The sequence below is a fragment of the Pseudomonas sp. SWRI50 genome, assembly GCF_014269095.1.
Taxonomy (GTDB): domain Bacteria; phylum Pseudomonadota; class Gammaproteobacteria; order Pseudomonadales; family Pseudomonadaceae; genus Aquipseudomonas; species Aquipseudomonas kermanshahensis.
The window spans coordinates 110,138-126,272 of the sequence record NZ_JABWRW010000012.1; the positions used below are offsets into that span (position 1 = coordinate 110,138).

Consider the following 16,135-nt stretch of genomic DNA (forward strand, 5'->3'; position numbering starts at 1 on the left):
TGGGGTGGCGAGGAGTTAATGGAGTAGTGTTGTAGGAAAATTTACTCATTGACGCATATGGGTGTTCGTGTTGTTTGGCAAAGAGTGAGTATTTAATGATTATTCGCAGCGCATATGGCGCTGGTGTTTGGCTACTGTTTTGTTTGCAGCCAGCGTTGGCCAGTCATGCCCAGAACTGTCCTGGGATCGTGTCTAACATCGAGCGTCTGGCGTGTTTCGATCAGGCGGCTGGAACACCCGCGCATACAACCCAAAAGCCATGGTCCGCCCCTGAGCACGAGGCGCCCAGTGTGTTGCGCGTGATGGCCAACGAGGCCGCACGCAGGGCGGATGACCTGACGTTTCGCAGCGGGGAACGAAGCGAGGGCAGTGACGTTACTGAACTGGTCATTTCCGCACCCGCTATTGCATCAGGTGACCAACGTTCTTACCTGGTCATCAGCTGCATCCAAAACATCTCCCGGCTCCAGTTGATCACCCATAAACACATCAATACGGGCTGGGTCACGGTGCGTCTGAGAGGGGACGGCGGTTCTACGAATGAGACCCCCTGGAAGGTGATGGAAAACGGGCAAGTGCTCGATGCGGGACGAGGCCTCCCTGCCATCGAGCAGATCAAAAAGTTGATTGGGGCCCATCGAATAGAAGTGACGAGCAACCACAGCGAGGTCGATGGGCTGACGTTCGATGCCCAAGGTCTAGACCCGCTGATCCGTCAGGCGCGGAGCACATGCCGGTGGTAGTGCGGGTATCAGGGGATGAAGTCACTCGGCTGCTCATGCCGATTGAGCCAGCGGTTCCGGCCGGGCTGTTCGACATCGAGGATGAAACCTACCAGGCCATTGACCAGGAGATGGTCAAACTGGGTGGTTTGCAGGCGTCTTCAATCGACTGGACCTACATCGAAGAGGCGTCCCGGCAGTATTTGGGCCAGCAGTGCAAGCACCTGCGGATCGTCGCGCACTTGAGTGTCGCGTGGCTGCGCAGCGGCTGCTGGGAGCGTTGGGGGTTCACCCTGGCGTTGTTAGCCGGCATGGTCGAATCCTATTGGGAATCTTCACATCCCAAGCCAGGGCCCAAGGGTTTCCTTGGCAAGCGTAAGCTGGTTGGCCTGGTCCTCAATCGCTTGACTGATGCGTTGCCGCGCCTTGACCGCTTCACCTATACCCCGACTCATGCAACTGCAGCACAGCATGCTTTAACACGCTTGCAACAGCAGCAGGCCGTTGCGCAACTGGACACGGCCGTCATCCATGAACTTGAGCGCCTTCTGCGCAAGCATGCAGAACTTGGCGCGGGTGTCAGCGAAGACGCAGCGCCCCAGGCGCCTGCCGCAAACATCAAGCCTGTACCTTTGGCCGATGTCATGGCGGCACCCATCCCCCGTGTATCCATTGGCAATGAGCGCGAGACACGGCGAGCCGTGTTGAGCATGGCCGAGTTCATCAACCAACAGGATCCCTATGACCCTACCGGCTACCAACTACGTCGCTTTGGCTTGTGGGCGCACATTCAAGCGGCGCCTCAAGCGAGGCAAGGTAACCGCACGGAGTTGATGGCGGTGCCGGTGGATATTTCCGGAAGCTATGACGATGCCATCGCCGGAACGGCAATTGACCCCGCGTTACTCCAGCGTATCGAAAAAAGTGTCGCAGCCTGCCCTTACTGGATTCGAGGCAGTTTTTTAGCCGCAACCGTCGCCACGCGGCTGGCGATGGGCGAGGTCGCGGAGGCTATTCGCTGCGCGACTGCGCGTTTTGTGCAGCGCATGCCAGCACTGCAGCAGTTGTGCTTCAGCGACGGCACAGTGTTCGTCGATGACGCCTGCCTGGCCTGGCTCAAGGGGGCGCAAGGGCAGGGCGACCATGGAGCATGCACCGCTGAGTTCAGCAGCCTGCGCGAAGAACTGGTGAGTCAGCTGGACACGGCAGGTGTAGAGCCAGTCCTCCTCCGCTTGCAAAGCCTGCAAGCGGAGCTCCGTACGCCGCGTGAGCGCTGCCACACCACAATAATTGCCGCCGACTTGTTGGCCGCACGCGGCGTGTCCTGGTTAGCCCAGGACCTGTGCGCCGGTGTTGCCCAGACGATGCAGCGAACGACCGCCGATGCCTGGGAGCCTGAGGTATTCCAGCGGCTCCTGCAGTACGCCACCTCTCCAGCGTTAGCTGATCAGAACAAGGTTTAGGAGCCCTCATGAACCCACTATGGAAACAACTCAAACGATGGGGCATACCGTTGATTTCGCGCATCGGCTTGGCGATGCCGCTGTTGCTTGGGCTCGGTGCTGTACTGATGCTGATCGCCATTTGGTGGCTCGGCCCGCAATGGACGTGGCGAGAGCACCAACCCCTCGCCAGCGTGGCGCACCGCAGTGTGGCCAGTCTGGTGCTCGTACTGATGCCATTGCTGTGCTGGCTTATTGTGTTGCGCACGCGCTTTCAGCGCCTGCAAGCGGAGCACAAGGATGCAGTGGCCGCCGAACTGGATCGTGTATTGCCGTTGGTTCGCACACAAGAGAAGGCGTTGAACCAGGCGCTTTCGCGTTACCTCGACAACGCGGGTGGGCGAAGGGCGTTGTACCGATTGCCATGGTATCTGGTGCTGGGTGACGAACAGGCTGGCAAAACCAGCTTCATTGATCGCACTGACCAAAGTTTTTCCTTGACCCGCATCGACAAGGCCCAGGCACGTGGCCGACAAGCGCAACCTCTCGCATACCCGGTCGGCTGGTGGGTCAGTAATGACGCGGTAATCATCGACCCGCCCGGTGCTTTCATCAGCCAAGCGTCTTCGGCTGGCACGGTGCCCGGGAACGCCAATGAGTCTGAACCTTCCATACCTCCCGGAACCTCGGCCAGGTTGTGGCACCACCTGCTGAGTTGGTTGCTGCGCAATCGCAGCCAGCGGGCACTCAATGGCCTGTTGCTGGTTATTGATCTGCCTGCGCTGTTGCAGGGTACGCCTGAGCAACGTGTCGCACTGGCTCATGTATTGCGTACACGGCTGTATGAAGTCAGCAGTCAGCTGGGTTCGCGCCTGCCCTTGTATGTGGTGTTATCCAAGTTCGATCTGCTCGATGGCTTTGACGCGCTTTACAGCAAGCTCTCAGCGGCTAAGCGAGAGAACCTGCTGGGCTTTACGTTCAAGCTGGATGCAGTCGACTCTTACGACGCTTGGTTGGAGGAGTACAGCCACTTCTATGATCGCTTGATCAGGCTGTTGTTCGAGCAGGTCGTGGACCAGATTGATGGGCTGGGCAGCGCACCGCATCGATCGCGCTTGTTTTCGCTGCATGCCCAGTTGGTGGGATTGCGCCCGATTTTACTGGGCTTCTTGCGTGAGACCTTGGCAAGTGATCGTTTCACCACGCCTACCCTGGTGCGTGGGGTGTATTGGTCGTCGGTCGAGCAGCAAGGCGACATGCTCAATGCATTCGTGCGTGAGGCGGCGCAGCCATTCAAAACCAAGCCCCCACTGCGCGAAGGCAAGCCGCACGGCAAAGCGTTAGTCTACTTCATCCAACAGGCTTTCGGTCGTGTCATCTACCAGGAAGCCGGGCTTGCTGGGGATAACGTCAGAGTGGCGCGTAGCAAGCGGCGATTGCTCTGGGTGGGCTCTGGTGTAGGTGTGCTTGCTTTGTGTATTGCCATTGCCAGTTGGCAGCGCTACTTCGATGTCAATGGTGCCAAAGCAGCCAGCGTGCTTGCAAAAAGTCGAGAATTCAGCAACCACGAAGTGGACCAGCGCCTGGACCCGACAGGGCGTAACCTGCTGCAACCACTGGATCAAATCCGTGATGCAGTATCGGTATTCGGTGACTATCGCGCCGCCTGGCCGGGTGTGGCTGATTTCGGCCTGTATCAAGGGCGCGCCATCGGGCCTCGGGTCGACGAAGCTTACTTGAGCCTGCTCTCCAGGCGTTTCTTGCCGGCGTTGGCCAGCGGCGTGATTGAAGCCATGAATGCGGCACCGCCCGGCAGTGAACAGCAGATGGCTTCGCTTAGGGTTTACCGCATGATCGAGGACCGCCAGAGTCGCCGACCCGAGTGGGTCGAAGACTGGATGGCCCAGCAGTGGCAACAGGCCTTCCCAGGGCAGGGACAATTGCAGCGCGACCTCATGCAGCATCTGAAGTACGCCTTGGCCTATGCCGATACCGACCTGCCGCAATACAAGCAGCGCGTCAGCGAAGTGCAGCAGATATTACGTAAAGTGCCTATGCCACAGCGCGTGTACGCAAGCCTCAAGCAGCAGGCCCAAGAACAGTTGCACGCCGGCTTGGACTTGCGTCACCAGGTAGGGCCAGCCTTCGATATCGTTTACACATCTTCTTCCGGGTCGAAGCTGGGAGATGATGGCGTCCGGCTTGCTCCCATGCTGACGGCCAAAGGGTATAGGGACTATTTTGAGCCCCGTAGCCAGCGCTTCGCCGAGATGGCGATGATCGATCAGTGGGCATTGGGTGAGCGCGCTCAACTCGACTATTCAGACGCCGACCGCAAGGCATTGAGCGAGCGCGTACGTAACCTCTACAGCGCGGATTACATCGACAGCTGGCGACGTGCCTTGAATGCCTTTTCAGTCGCTGACTTCAGTGATCTAGACCATGGTGTCGACATTCTGGAGCAACTGACCGGTCCTGCGGCGCCGCTGCACAGATTGCTGGAAACAGTGAAAGACAATACTTCGCTGTCTTCTTCGGTGGCTATCGAGGTGCCCGACGAGACAACTGGCCTGCGGCCTACCAACAGCAAGCCCGAGCAGCTACAAGCCGTGGCCATCCAGCGTGCGTTCGCTGGCCTGAATGCCATGCTGCAGGCAACGGGAGAAAAGCCGAGCTACTACGATGAAACGGTCGCTGCCATTGCCGCTGTTCATGATTACGCCAAGGCCGTGCAGGACAGCCCGGAGCGCGGCAAGGCGGCGTTGCACGCCGTGCTTCAACGTTTCTCCATGACCGGGCACGACCCGATTGGCACGCTGCAGCGGGTCGCTACCGGTTTGCCGGAACCGATCAATCTACAGGTCAAGAAAGTTGCGGACCAGACAGCGCGAGTGCTGAACGTCGAAGCGCTCCGTGAGCTGGAACGACGTTGGGATGCCGAGGTATACAGCTTTTTCCAGCAGCGCTTGGCAGGGCGTTACCCCTTCGTGGTGCGAGCGCCCGATGCTTCTTTGGATGACTTTGAGGCGTTCTTCGGGCCGAAAGGGCGCCTGCAGCAGTTTCATGACCAATACCTCAAAGTCTTCCTCAAGGACAATCTCGAAGCCTTGCAGGCCAGTCGGCAGGGGCAGTCCTTAATCCGCAGCGATGTGATCGAGCAGTTGGAACTGGCGGATCGCATTCGCGAAACCTTCTTCGATCAGCGCGGCAACCTGAGCGTGCAGTTCAGTATCGAACCCTTGGGACTGAGTGCGAACCAGCGCACCAGCTTGCTGGATCTGGATGGCCAGCTGATTTCCTACACGCATGGGCCCACCCAGATTGTTGGCGTCGTCTGGCCCAATACATTGGGGCAGCAAGTGCGCAGCAACCTCACCTTGCTCCGGCAGAACGGCAATAGCAGTAGTTTGGAGTATCGCGGCCCTTGGTCGATGTTCCGCCTGCTCAGCCGAGGTTCGCTAAATGGCCGTACAGCCACCAGTGTGGACTTGAGCTTTAGAACGGGAGACGGCGTTATGCGTTATCGCCTGAACGCCGAAAAAGCATTCAACCCCATTACCCAGCAGCCCTTCAAAGGTTTCACGTTACCGCGAGGTTTGCTTGAGCAGTCAGCGTCAAGGGGGGGAGTGGCCGAAGTACCTCCGGTCCTGTAGTGCTAGCCCACGCTTTACGGAGCGAGAGGCAATTCGACAATAAGAACTAAAAAGGAATTGATCTTGGATATATTGATGGGTGTCGTAGCGGCCCTGTGCTGGGGCGCTACAGACTTTCTGGTCGGCCTGAACGCAAGGCTATTTGGTGTCCAGCGCTCGGTATTCCTCGGGCAACTGCTGGGCCTGAAGATTGCAGGCGTCTGTCTCGTTTTACTGGGCGCGGTGGTGCTGCACTTCGTAGCCTGAGTCAGCACGAGCCAATGTATGCGAATGTCTTAGCGTCATCAGGCCCAAAAGCCAAACAGCACCAACGCCGCCACACCCAGCCCAACCGCAATCGAACACCCACCCAGCGACAGTGCCGCCCGGCCTTGCCGGTACCAACCGTCATGGCCCAGCTGCCGTGCTGGGGCCAGCAGGCTGCGCCAGCGCAGCTCTGTATCGTGAAACGCCTGCAAGTTAGCCTGGTCCGCATCCAGCCAACGGCGAAAGTCGATTCGCTCGCAGGCCGTCACCTGGGGGCTCTGTAACCGCACATACCATTGCCCGGCAACACTCGCCAACACATCGCGGCGGGAGCGGCCTGCTTGCAGTGCCTGGTCCATATGCCGCTCGATGCTCGCCAAGGGCAAATCGAGCCGGGCAGCAATGCTGGCAAAGTCCAGTTGGTCGAGGCGGTTGAGCAGGAACACTTGCTGAACACGCCGAGGCAGCCGTTTCAAGCCGTGCAACAGTTCATTGTCGGCATCGTGCTCTGTAGTAGGGGATTCGTGCTCAAGGGGCAGCAGCAGACGGGTCATGGACAGCTCCTTGCTCAAAGGGGGAGGGATGGGGGCATCTTCCTTGATGCGTAATCAGCGTAGTGGAAACGAGATTGATTCTCAAGTGCTGATTCCGCAAAGTTTTGTAATGAGCGTTCACGGTCTGACACACTTTTGCTATCATGCCGGCCATTCACGATCTTCATTAGCCTGAAGAGCCAAAAAAAAGACCCGGCAAAAAGCCGGGTCAAAAACCGTGATTAGCCTGATGAGGAGATAATCTGAGAGCGACCTAAGCTCCAGGTTATCCAGCAGATCTCGCGATCAGCTGAGTGCAATAATAATCGTTATCATTTGCCAGTCAAATGATATTTCGCTAATTCGGTAAAAAAGTTTTACCGATGCGCTTCCTTGTCCCGGCAATCGGGGCCATTGCCGTTACACGGCCATCACGTCTCTCCCTTCCTTTTTACCTACAGACCCGTCTGCACGGTGCGTTTGTGCTCCAGCAGTGCGCGTGCCATGTCCATCATGTGCATCAAGGCGAAGGTCAGTTCGCGCTGCGTGCCGTGCTGGTGCACGGCGGTTTCTTGTGCGGTGGCGGCGGCGCAGCGGAGCAGGGCAATGGCGTGCTCCTGGGCTTGGTCACCGGTTACGCCTTCGTGCAGGGTCCAGATTTTGTTCTCGATGGTGGGGCGTGGCGGGTTGGGGTTGAGGTAGTAGTCGAGGGCGCGGCGGGCCGCTTCGCTGTCGAGATCTGTTTCTTCGTTTTTCGGTGGTTTCATCCTGATACCTGCAAATGCCAATAGGGAAAAGGTTCAGGTCGATACTAATACCTTAAGTATTTTCATGCTTTCTGATAAATAATACAGGATGTTTATTGAGCGCTTGAAGGCAGTCCGTATCGTGCCAGCGATGAATATGGATAAATGGATTGCCCTCGTCCGTGACCGGATGGAGGAGCTTGGGCTCACCCAAGAACAGCTAGCCGAACGCGTTGGCGTGTCTCAAGGCAGCGTGGGGCATTGGGTGAACAAACGGCGCCAGCCGAAGATCGAGTCGATGAACCGCACGTTCGTCGAGATTGGCATGCCCCACTACAACGTCAGCTTGCAACTGCGCATTGTGGGCCAGGTAGGCGAGGACCGCGGCAGCTATGACATGGATGACACCGACGATGACCTGGACCTCATGCAATACATCGTGTGCTTCCGCTACCCGGTGCTGGGCTGGGATGAGCTAGAGGGGGCAGAGGCGAGCGTATTCGAGCAGACGGACTACCTGGCCAAGGGCAAGGCGTTCTGGCTGACCGTTGAGAATGAAGCGATGAGCGCCGCCAGTGGCCGCAGTGTGCCGCAGGGGATGCGGATGCTGGTGGACCCTGGGGTGGAGGTGGAGCCGGGGCGTTTGGTTATCGCTCGACAGCCGGGCAAACCGGCGATTTTCCGTGAGCTGGCTGAGGAGGGTGGGCAGCGGTATCTGAAGGCATTGAACAGCAATTATCCAACGCTGTTGTGCGAAGACGGCTGTGAGTTTTTGGGGGTGGTTGTGCGGGTGCATGGCACTTTCTAGAGAGAACCCAGCCTGCGCGTGCCAATCGCCGGCAAGCCAGCTCCAACAAGTTTGGCGTTGCTCTGAAAGCCCGCGTCATCCCTGTGGGGGCCGGCTTGCCGGCTCCGGTTAACTTACTCCACCAGCTCGACCAGCACGGTCCCTTCGCTGACCATATCCCCTTCCTGGCAGAACAGCGCCTTCACCGTGCCGGCATGCGGCGCACGAATGCTGTGCTCCATCTTCATGGCCTCCAGTACCACCAGCGCTGTGCCGGCTTCTACCACTTGGCCTGGCTCGACCAATACCCGCACGATGCTGCCGTTCATGGGCGCGCCCAGGCCGCCTTGGTGGCTGTGGCTGGCCTCGGCCTCGGCAATGGGGTCGAAGGCTTCGATGGCATGCATTTCACCGTCCCAGCGCAGGTACAACGTGCCTCCGCGGCGTATCGCCAGGTGCTGGCGGCGCACGCCCGCCTGGTCGTGTACCAGTTGCTCGCCGTTGAGTTGCCAGGTGGATGTCGCGCTACGTTCCAGTGCCACCGCCTGGTCTTGCCCGGCGCTGGTCAGGTGCAGGCTGCTGCGCGCGGGCAAGCCCAGGCGCAGGCCATTGCGTTCAGCCCACGGCGAGCGGTTGTCGTCGTCCCGTTGCTGGCCGGCCTGGCCTTGCAGCCAGGCTTCTGCGGCGGCTTCCCAGAAGGGCGCTGGCAGCGCTTGGGGGGCGGGCAGCAGAACGTCCTGGTGACGTGGGATAAACCCGGTGTCGAGCTCGGCGTCGGCAAACGCTGGGTGCGCGAGGATGCGCCGCAGGAAGGCGATGTTGGTCTTCAGCCCGCCGATGGCAAACTCATCGAGCATCGCCAGCAGGCGCAGGCGTGCCTGCTCACGGTCTTCACCCCAGGCAATCAGCTTGCCCAGCATGGGGTCGTAGAACGGCGACACCACGTCCCCCTCGCTTACTCCGCTGTCGACCCGGCGCCCTTCGCCCGGCGCCGACTCGCGGTACAGCGTCAGCGTGCCAGTGGCCGGCAGAAATTCGTTGGCCGGGTCCTCGGCATACAGGCGCACCTCGATGGCGTGGCCAATCAGCGGCACTTGGTCCTGCGTGATTGGCAACGCCTCGCCACAGGCGACGCGGATCTGCCAGGCCACCAGGTCGAGGCCGGTGATGGCTTCGGTGACCGGGTGCTCGACCTGCAGGCGGGTGTTCATCTCCATGAAGAAGAACTCGCCACGGGCATCGAGCAGGAATTCCACCGTACCTGCACCCACATAGCCGATGGCCTGGGCGGCGCGCACCGCGGCCTCGCCCATGGCCCGGCGTAGCTCGGGCGACAGGCCGGGTGCGGGGGCTTCTTCAACCACCTTCTGGTGGCGGCGCTGGATCGAGCAGTCACGTTCGTTGAGGTACAGGCAGTTGCCGTGCTGGTCGGCGAACACCTGGATTTCTACGTGACGGGGCTTGAGTACGTACTTTTCAACCAGCATGCGGGCATCGCCGAACGACGATTGCGCCTCACGCTGCGCCGAGGCCAGGGCGTCGGCCAGTTGGCTTTCGTCCTCGACCACTTTCATGCCCTTGCCACCACCGCCGGCGCTGGCCTTCAGCAGTACCGGGTAGCCGATGCGCTCGGCGGCGGCGCGGAAGGTCTCCAAATCTTGAGCTTCGCCATGGTAGCCCGGTACCAGGGGCACGCCGGCAGCTTCCATCAGTGCTTTGGCCGCTGACTTACTGCCCATCGCGTCGATGGCGCTGGCCGGTGGGCCGAGGAAGATCAGCCCGGCGTGTTCGATGGCGCGGGCAAAGCCTGCGTTTTCTGAAAGAAAGCCATAGCCCGGGTGGATGGCCTGCGCGCCGCTGGCTTTGGCGGCGGCCAGCAGTTTGTCGACCTGCAGGTAGCTTTCGGCGGCCTTGGTGCCGCCGAGGTCGACGCGGATATCGGCTTCGCGGCTGTGCCGGGCGTCACGGTCGGTGGCGCTGTGCACGGCGACGGTGGTCAGGCCCATGGCCTTGGCGGTGCGCATCACCCGGCAGGCGATTTCACCGCGGTTGGCGACCAGCAGGGTGGTCAACGGGGTGCGGCTCATGGGCGCGGCTCCTTGTTGTCGTCGGTTTGCCAGGCAGGGCGGCGCTTTTCGAGGAAGGCGCGCAGGCCCTCCTGGCCTTCGGCGCTGACGCGGATGCGGGCGATGGTGTTTTCGCAGTAGCGGCGCAGGGCAGGGCTCAGCTCGCCATCGTCGACCTCGCGCAGCAGGTCTTTGCTGGCGCGCAGGGCTTGCGGGCTGTTTAGCAGCAGGTTGGCGACCCAGGCCTCGACGTGGGCATCCAGCTCGTGGGCGGGGTACACCTCGGCCAGCAGGCCCAGTTCACGGGCCCGCACGCCGCTGAAGCGCTCGGCGGTGAGGGCGTAACGGCGGGTGGCGCGTTCACCGATGGCCTTGACCACGAATGGGCTGATCACGGCCGGGGCCAGGCCGATGCGCACTTCCGACAGGCACAGTTGAGCGTCTTCGGCGCCGATGGCCATGTCGCAGCAACTGATCAGGCCCAGGGCGCCGCCAAAGGCCGCGCCTTGCACCACGGCCAGGGTCGGCGCCTTGAGCCGGTGCAGGGCGTACATCAGTTCGCCGAGCTCGTGGGCGTCATCGAGGTTGGTGTTGAAGTCCAATTGCGCAGACTGCTGCATCCAGGCCAGGTCGGCGCCGGCGCTGAAGTGCCGGCCACGGCCACGCAGCAGCAGAAAACGCAGGCTGCTGTCTTCGGCGATCTGGCCGAGGGCGACGATCAGTTCGCGGATCATCTGTGCGTTGAAGGCGTTGTTCTTGTCTTCGCGGCTGAGCCACAGGGTGGCGAAGCCGCGAGGGTCCTTGACCACTTCTAGGGTGCTGAAATCGCTCATGGGTCACATCCGGAAAATGCCGAAGCGGCTCTGTTCGATCGGGGCGTTCAGCGCGGCAGACAACGCCAGGCCGAGCACGTCGCGGGTTTGCGCCGGGTCAATAACGCCGTCGTCCCACAGCCGGGCGCTGGAGTAGTAAGGGTGGCCCTGGTGTTCGTACTGGTCGAGGATCGGCTGCTTGAGCTTGGCTTCGTCTTCGGCGCTGAACGGCTGGCCGCTGCGCTCGCTTTGTTCGCGCTTGACCTGGGCCAGCACGCCAGCGGCTTGTTCGGCACCCATCACGCCGATGCGTGCGTTGGGCCACATCCACAGGAAGCGGGGGTCGTAAGCGCGGCCGCACATGCCATAGTTGCCGGCACCGAAGCTGCCGCCGATGATCACGGTGAACTTTGGCACCTGGGCACAGGCCACTGCGGTTACCAATTTGGCGCCGTGCTTGGCGATGCCGCCTTCTTCGTACTTTTTGCCGACCATGAAGCCGGTGATGTTCTGCAGGAACAGCAGCGGGATGCCGCGCTGGCACGCCAGTTCGATGAAGTGCGCGCCTTTTTGCGCGGCTTCGGCAAACAGGATGCCGTTGTTGGCCAGGATCGCGATCGGGTAGCCGTGCAGGTGGGCGAAGCCGCATACCAGGGTGGTGCCGAACAGTGCCTTGAACTCGTCGAACACCGAGCCATCGACCAGGCGGGCGATGACCTCGCGCACATCGAACGGTTGCTTGGCGTCGGCCGGCACCACGCCGTACAGCTCATCGGCAGCGTACAGCGGGGCGATGGGCGCCTGGCACTGCAGTTTGCCCAGCTTGTGCCAGTTGAGGTTGGCCACGCTGCGCCGGGCCAGGGCCAGGGCGTGTTCGTCATTGTCGGCGTAGTGGTCGGCCACGCCGCTGATGCGGCAGTGCACGTCGGCGCCGCCGAGGTCTTCGGCACTTACCACTTCACCGGTCGCGGCCTTCACCAGCGGCGGGCCAGCTAGGAAGATAGTGGCCTGCTGGCGCACCATGATCGCTTCGTCGGCCATGGCGGGCACATAGGCGCCACCGGCGGTGCACGAGCCCATGACCACGGCGAGCTGCGGGATGCCCAGCGCGCTCATGTTGGCCTGGTTGAAGAAAATGCGCCCGAAGTGCTCGCGGTCGGGGAACACTTCGTCTTGGCGGGGCAGGTTGGCGCCGCCGGAGTCCACCAGGTAGATGCACGGCAGGCGGTTCTGCAAGGCGATGGTCTGCGCGCGCAGGTGTTTTTTGACGGTCAGCGGGTAGTACGAGCCGCCTTTGACCGTGGCGTCGTTGGCCACGATCATGCATTCCACGCCTTCTACCCGGCCAATGCCAGCAATCACGCCGGCGGCCGGCACGTCTTCGCCATACACCTCGTGGGCCGCCAGCTGGCCGATTTCAAGGAAGGGGGAGCCTGCGTCCAGCAGGCGGTCGATGCGTTCACGCGGCAGCAGTTTGCCGCGTGAGGTGTGCCGTTCCTGGGCCTTGGGGCCGCCGCCCTGCGCAATGTGCGCAAGCAGGCCACGCAGGGCCTGGACCTGTTCGAGCATGGCCGCGCTGTTGCCGGCGAATTCCGCCGATCGCGGGTTGATCTGGGTATGCAAGGTAGCCATGTGCGCCCGTCCCTTGTGCTCAGCGGGTTTCGTTGAACAATTCGCGGCCGATCAACATCCGGCGGATTTCGCTGGTGCCAGCGCCGATTTCGTACAGTTTGGCGTCGCGCAGCAGGCGGCCCGCCGGGAACTCGTTGATGTAGCCGTTGCCGCCCAGAATCTGGATCGCTTCCAGGGCCATTTGCGTGGCGCGTTCGGCGGTGTACAGGATGACCCCGGCGGCGTCCTTGCGGGTGGTTTCGCCGCGGTCGCAGGCCTGGGCCACGGCGTACAAGTAGGCGCGGCTGGCGTTGAGCTGGGTGTACATGTCGGCGATCTTGCCTTGGATCAGCTGGAACTCGCCGATGCTTTGGCCAAACTGCTTGCGGTCATGGATGTAGGGCACCACCAGGTCCATGCAGCTTTGCATGATGCCGGTCGGGCCGCCGGACAGCACCACGCGTTCGTAGTCCAGGCCGCTCATCAGCACGCGCACGCCGCCGTTGAGTTGGCCGAGGATGTTTTCTTCCGGTACTTCGACGTCATCGAAGAACAGCTCGCAGGTGTTGGAGCCACGCATGCCCAGCTTGTCGAACTTGTTGCTGCGGCTGAAGCCTTTCCAGTCGCGTTCAACGATGAACGCGGTGATGCCGTGCGCGCCCTTGTCCAGGTCGGTCTTGGCATAGATCACATAGGTGTTGGCGTCGGGGCCGTTGGTGATCCAGGTCTTGCTGCCGTTGAGCACGTAGCGGTCGCCGCGTTTTTCGGCGCGCAGCTTCATCGACACCACGTCGGAGCCGGCGTTAGGTTCGCTCATGGCCAGGGCGCCGATGTGCTCGCCGCTGATCAGCTTGGGCAGGTACTTGAGCTTTTGCTCATGGGTGCCGTTGCGGTTGATCTGGTTGACGCACAGGTTGGAGTGGGCGCCGTAGGACAGGGCGACCGAGGCCGAGGCGCGGCTGATTTCTTCCATCGACACCACGTGGGCCAGGTAGCCCAGGCCGGCGCCGCCGTACTCTTCCGATACGGTGATGCCCAGCAGGCCCATGTCACCGAACTTGCGCCACATGTCGGCGGGGAACAGGTTGTCGTGGTCGATCTGCGCGGCGCGCGGCGCCAGTTCGGCGGCGACGAAGGTGCTGACCTGGTCGCGGAGCATGTCGATGGTTTCGCCCAGGGCGAAGTTCAGGGAGGGGTAATGCATGCGTGGGCACCTTCTTGTTCTTGAAATTGGGTAACACCGTAGCTCATGGACTTTTCATCGTCCCCTGTGGGAGCGGGCTTAGGTCGATAGATGCGATGTCGCTATAACCTTTACGTTAACGTAAACCTGCATGCCATTACTGTCAATCGCCTCATCACCTTTACGTAAACGTAAATCTGCGCCAGAGTATCTCCCGCTTGCTTCAGTCGTGCCCAGAACAACCACAAGAAGGGACACCCATGAGTCAACCGAGCTATACCCGCGGTCGCCAGGACCGGCCCTTGCTGACCCAGACCATCGGCCAGGCCTTCGATGCCACCGTGGCCCGCTGCGCCGATGGCGAAGCGTTGGTGGCGCGCCACCAGGGCCTGCGCTACAGCTGGCGGCAGTTGGCCGAACAGGTCGATGTGCACGCCCGCGCCTTGATGGCCCTGGGCGTGAACACCGGCGACCGCGTGGGCATCTGGTCGCCCAACTGCGCCCAGTGGTGCATCCTGCAACTGGCCAGCGCCAAGGTTGGCGCGATCCTGGTCAACATCAACCCGGCGTATCGCGTCGGCGAGCTGGAATACGTGCTGCGCCAGTCCGGCTGCCGCTGGCTGGTGTGCGCCGATGCCTTCAAGACGTCGGATTACCACGCCATGGTCCAGGGCCTGGTGCCGGAGCTGGCCAGCGTTGCCCCCGGTGAATTGGCCAGTGAAGGCCTGCCCGAGCTGCGCGGGGTGATCAGCCTGGCTGCCCAGCCGCCGCAGGGCTTCTTGCCGTGGCAGGCGCTGGCCGAGCGGGCAGGGCAGACCACGCTCGAGGCCTTCACGGCCCGCCAGCAAAGCCTGCAGTTCGACCAACCGGTGAACATCCAGTACACCTCCGGCACCACCGGCGCGCCCAAGGGCGCCACGCTCAGCCACTACAACATCCTCAACAATGGCTTGATGGTCGGCGAAAGCCTGGGCCTGACCTCGGCCGACCGCATGGTGATCCCGGTGCCGCTGTACCACTGCTTCGGCATGGTCATGGCCAACCTCGGCTGCATCACCCACGGCAGCACTATGATCTACCCCAACGACGCCTTCGACGCCGAGCTCACCCTGCGCGCCGTGGCCGAAGAACGCGCCAGCATCCTGTATGGCGTGCCCACCATGTTCATCGCCATGCTCGACCATCCGGCCCGCCAGGCCATGGACCTCTCGAGCCTGCGCAGCGGCATTATGGCCGGCGCTACCTGCCCGATCGAAGTGATGCGCCGGGTTATCGATCAGATGCACATGGCCGAAGTGCAAATTGCCTATGGCATGACCGAAACCAGCCCGGTGTCCTTGCAAACCGGCCCGGACGACGAGCTTGAGCGGCGCGTGACCACGGTCGGGCGCACCCAGCCGCAGCTGGAAAACAAGCTGGTGGACGCCGACGGCTGCATGGTTGCCAGGGGCGAAATCGGCGAGCTGTGCACGCGGGGCTACAGCGTGATGCTCGGGTATTGGGACAACCCACAGGCCACGACGGATGCCATCGACCCAGCCGGCTGGATGCATTCGGGCGACTTGGCGGTCATGGACGAACAGGGGTATGTGCGCATTGTCGGGCGCAACAAGGACATGATCATCCGCGGCGGCGAGAACATCTATCCGCGCGAGCTGGAGGAGTTTTTCTATACCCACCCGGCAATCGCGGATGCCCAGGTGATCGGCATCCCGTGCAACCGTTATGGCGAAGAAATCGTGGCCTGGATCAAACTGCACCCCGGGCACAGCGTCACGGTCGATGAGCTGCAGGGCTGGTGCAAGGCACGCATCGCGCACTACAAGGTGCCGCGGCATATCCGCTTTGTTGACGAGTTTCCGATGACCGTTACCGGGAAGGTGCAGAAGTTCAGGATGCGAGAGATCAGCGTTTCGGAAATCAACAGGACCTGTTGATTCAAAGCACCGTTCTTGTTCATAACAGCTAATGCGAGCATGAGTCGACGTTGACCCTCCGTGCACCAGGCTGCGTACACACTGAGAAACCACTCAGTGTGTACGCAGCCTGGTGCACGGGGGCTATTCAGTCCCGTTTATCTTATTCAGCAATTTACCAACGGTCTCAAGTTCGGACAGTTCGCTATGGGAAATGTTGAGCCCGTTGAACCCTCTCGCCAGGGCCTTGGCCCATTTACTTCCATCTCCATTAATGTCAAAGAGCGATGTTGTCTCGTCTATGGCGTATTTATAGTCTAGATACTCTTCCAAGAACGCTTGGAATGTCTCAAGCGTTGTGTTTTCTGTTGTGCTCATTGTGGTGTCCTTGTGTGGGTTGAAATGCATAACCTGTTTA

General features: G+C 61.2%; 13 protein-coding genes. 6 read left to right on the top strand and 7 right to left on the bottom strand.

All coding sequences use genetic code 11. From position 1 onward, the window contains the following. Positions 1 to 95 precede the first annotated feature (95 nt). From vasI to HU750_RS14850, 4 genes are all read left to right on the top strand, one after another. Entirely contained in the window at positions 96 to 743 is a 648-nt protein-coding gene (vasI, locus tag HU750_RS14835) for a type VI secretion system-associated protein VasI (RefSeq protein ID WP_186680836.1), read from the top strand. Continuing rightward, positions 731 to 2,185, top strand: coding sequence for a type VI secretion system protein TssA (tssA, locus tag HU750_RS14840; protein WP_186680838.1), 1,455 nt, complete (start codon positions 731 to 733; stop codon positions 2,183 to 2,185). The genes vasI and tssA overlap by 13 nt, the downstream gene beginning before the upstream one ends. Before the next feature lie 8 nt (positions 2,186 to 2,193). Next, positions 2,194 to 5,817 carry a type VI secretion system membrane subunit TssM gene (tssM, locus tag HU750_RS14845; RefSeq protein WP_186680840.1) on the top strand — a complete coding sequence of 1,208 codons (3,624 nt, stop codon included), beginning with the start codon at positions 2,194 to 2,196 and terminating at the stop codon, positions 5,815 to 5,817. A 63-nt stretch (positions 5,818 to 5,880) separates the two neighbouring features. Beyond that, complete coding sequence (locus HU750_RS14850; RefSeq protein ID WP_186680842.1) at positions 5,881 to 6,063, top strand: hypothetical protein; 183 nt, start codon at positions 5,881 to 5,883, stop codon at positions 6,061 to 6,063. A gap of 38 nt (positions 6,064 to 6,101) precedes the next feature. On the opposite strand, the gene HU750_RS14855 is transcribed toward HU750_RS14850, so the two are convergent. Both HU750_RS14855 and HU750_RS14860 read right to left on the bottom strand, forming a co-directional pair. Then, positions 6,102 to 6,617: a DUF4880 domain-containing protein gene (locus HU750_RS14855; RefSeq protein WP_186680843.1), complete on the bottom strand. Its 516-nt coding sequence runs from the start codon at positions 6,615 to 6,617 to the stop codon at positions 6,102 to 6,104. A gap of 434 nt (positions 6,618 to 7,051) precedes the next feature. After that, entirely contained in the window at positions 7,052 to 7,363 is a 312-nt protein-coding gene (locus HU750_RS14860) for a DUF6124 family protein (protein ID WP_027592789.1), read from the bottom strand. Positions 7,364 to 7,451: 88 nt separating this feature from the next. Between HU750_RS14860 and HU750_RS14865 the strand changes: the two genes are divergently transcribed. Next, the gene (locus HU750_RS14865; protein ID WP_186680845.1) at positions 7,452 to 8,150 is read left to right on the top strand and encodes a LexA family transcriptional regulator; all 699 of its coding nucleotides are present in this window, start codon (positions 7,452 to 7,454) and stop codon (positions 8,148 to 8,150) included. A 113-nt stretch (positions 8,151 to 8,263) separates the two neighbouring features. On the opposite strand, the gene HU750_RS14870 is transcribed toward HU750_RS14865, so the two are convergent. The 4 genes from HU750_RS14870 to HU750_RS14885 are packed head-to-tail and all read right to left on the bottom strand — an operon-like array spanning position 8,264 to position 13,822. Continuing rightward, entirely contained in the window at positions 8,264 to 10,216 is a 1,953-nt protein-coding gene (locus HU750_RS14870; RefSeq protein ID WP_186680847.1) for an acetyl/propionyl/methylcrotonyl-CoA carboxylase subunit alpha, read from the bottom strand. Further along, the gene (locus HU750_RS14875) at positions 10,213 to 11,028 is read right to left on the bottom strand and encodes a gamma-carboxygeranoyl-CoA hydratase (RefSeq protein WP_099454772.1); all 816 of its coding nucleotides are present in this window, start codon (positions 11,026 to 11,028) and stop codon (positions 10,213 to 10,215) included. Before HU750_RS14875 ends, HU750_RS14870 begins: the two co-directional genes overlap by 4 nt. A gap of 3 nt (positions 11,029 to 11,031) precedes the next feature. Next, on the bottom strand, positions 11,032 to 12,639 hold the full coding sequence (locus tag HU750_RS14880; protein WP_027592785.1) for a carboxyl transferase domain-containing protein: 1,608 nt from the start codon (positions 12,637 to 12,639) through the stop codon (positions 11,032 to 11,034). A 19-nt stretch (positions 12,640 to 12,658) separates the two neighbouring features. Next, a complete protein-coding gene (locus HU750_RS14885; RefSeq protein ID WP_027592784.1) occupies positions 12,659 to 13,822 on the bottom strand; it encodes an isovaleryl-CoA dehydrogenase in 1,164 nt (387 codons plus the stop codon). A 239-nt stretch (positions 13,823 to 14,061) separates the two neighbouring features. Between HU750_RS14885 and HU750_RS14890 the strand changes: the two genes are divergently transcribed. After that, positions 14,062 to 15,738 (top strand): AMP-binding protein, encoded by a 1,677-nt coding sequence (locus HU750_RS14890; RefSeq protein WP_186680850.1) that lies wholly within the window; start codon positions 14,062 to 14,064, stop codon positions 15,736 to 15,738. A gap of 123 nt (positions 15,739 to 15,861) precedes the next feature. Here the strand turns inward: HU750_RS14890 and HU750_RS14895 are convergent, their stop codons facing one another. Next, positions 15,862 to 16,095 (bottom strand): hypothetical protein, encoded by a 234-nt coding sequence (locus HU750_RS14895; RefSeq protein ID WP_186680852.1) that lies wholly within the window; start codon positions 16,093 to 16,095, stop codon positions 15,862 to 15,864. Between the last annotated feature and the right edge of the window lie 40 nt (positions 16,096 to 16,135).

Bases quoted from the DNA above. Each gene is read 5' to 3' on its own strand.
- HU750_RS14875 (WP_099454772.1), bottom strand. From the start codon at position 11,028: ATGAGCGATTTCAGCACCCTAGAAGTGGTCAAGGACCCTCGCGGCTTC.
- HU750_RS14895 (WP_186680852.1), bottom strand. From the start codon at position 16,095: ATGAGCACAACAGAAAACACAACGCTTGAGACATTCCAAGCGTTCTTG.
- tssM (WP_186680840.1), top strand. From the start codon at position 2,194: ATGAACCCACTATGGAAACAACTCAAACGATGGGGCATACCGTTGATT.
- HU750_RS14855 (WP_186680843.1), bottom strand. From the start codon at position 6,617: ATGACCCGTCTGCTGCTGCCCCTTGAGCACGAATCCCCTACTACAGAG.
- HU750_RS14870 (WP_186680847.1), bottom strand. From the start codon at position 10,216: ATGAGCCGCACCCCGTTGACCACCCTGCTGGTCGCCAACCGCGGTGAA.
- HU750_RS14885 (WP_027592784.1), bottom strand. From the start codon at position 13,822: ATGCATTACCCCTCCCTGAACTTCGCCCTGGGCGAAACCATCGACATG.
- HU750_RS14865 (WP_186680845.1), top strand. From the start codon at position 7,452: ATGTTTATTGAGCGCTTGAAGGCAGTCCGTATCGTGCCAGCGATGAAT.
- HU750_RS14860 (WP_027592789.1), bottom strand. From the start codon at position 7,363: ATGAAACCACCGAAAAACGAAGAAACAGATCTCGACAGCGAAGCGGCC.
- HU750_RS14890 (WP_186680850.1), top strand. From the start codon at position 14,062: ATGAGTCAACCGAGCTATACCCGCGGTCGCCAGGACCGGCCCTTGCTG.
- vasI (WP_186680836.1), top strand. From the start codon at position 96: ATGATTATTCGCAGCGCATATGGCGCTGGTGTTTGGCTACTGTTTTGT.
- HU750_RS14880 (WP_027592785.1), bottom strand. From the start codon at position 12,639: ATGGCTACCTTGCATACCCAGATCAACCCGCGATCGGCGGAATTCGCC.
- tssA (WP_186680838.1), top strand. From the start codon at position 731: ATGCCGGTGGTAGTGCGGGTATCAGGGGATGAAGTCACTCGGCTGCTC.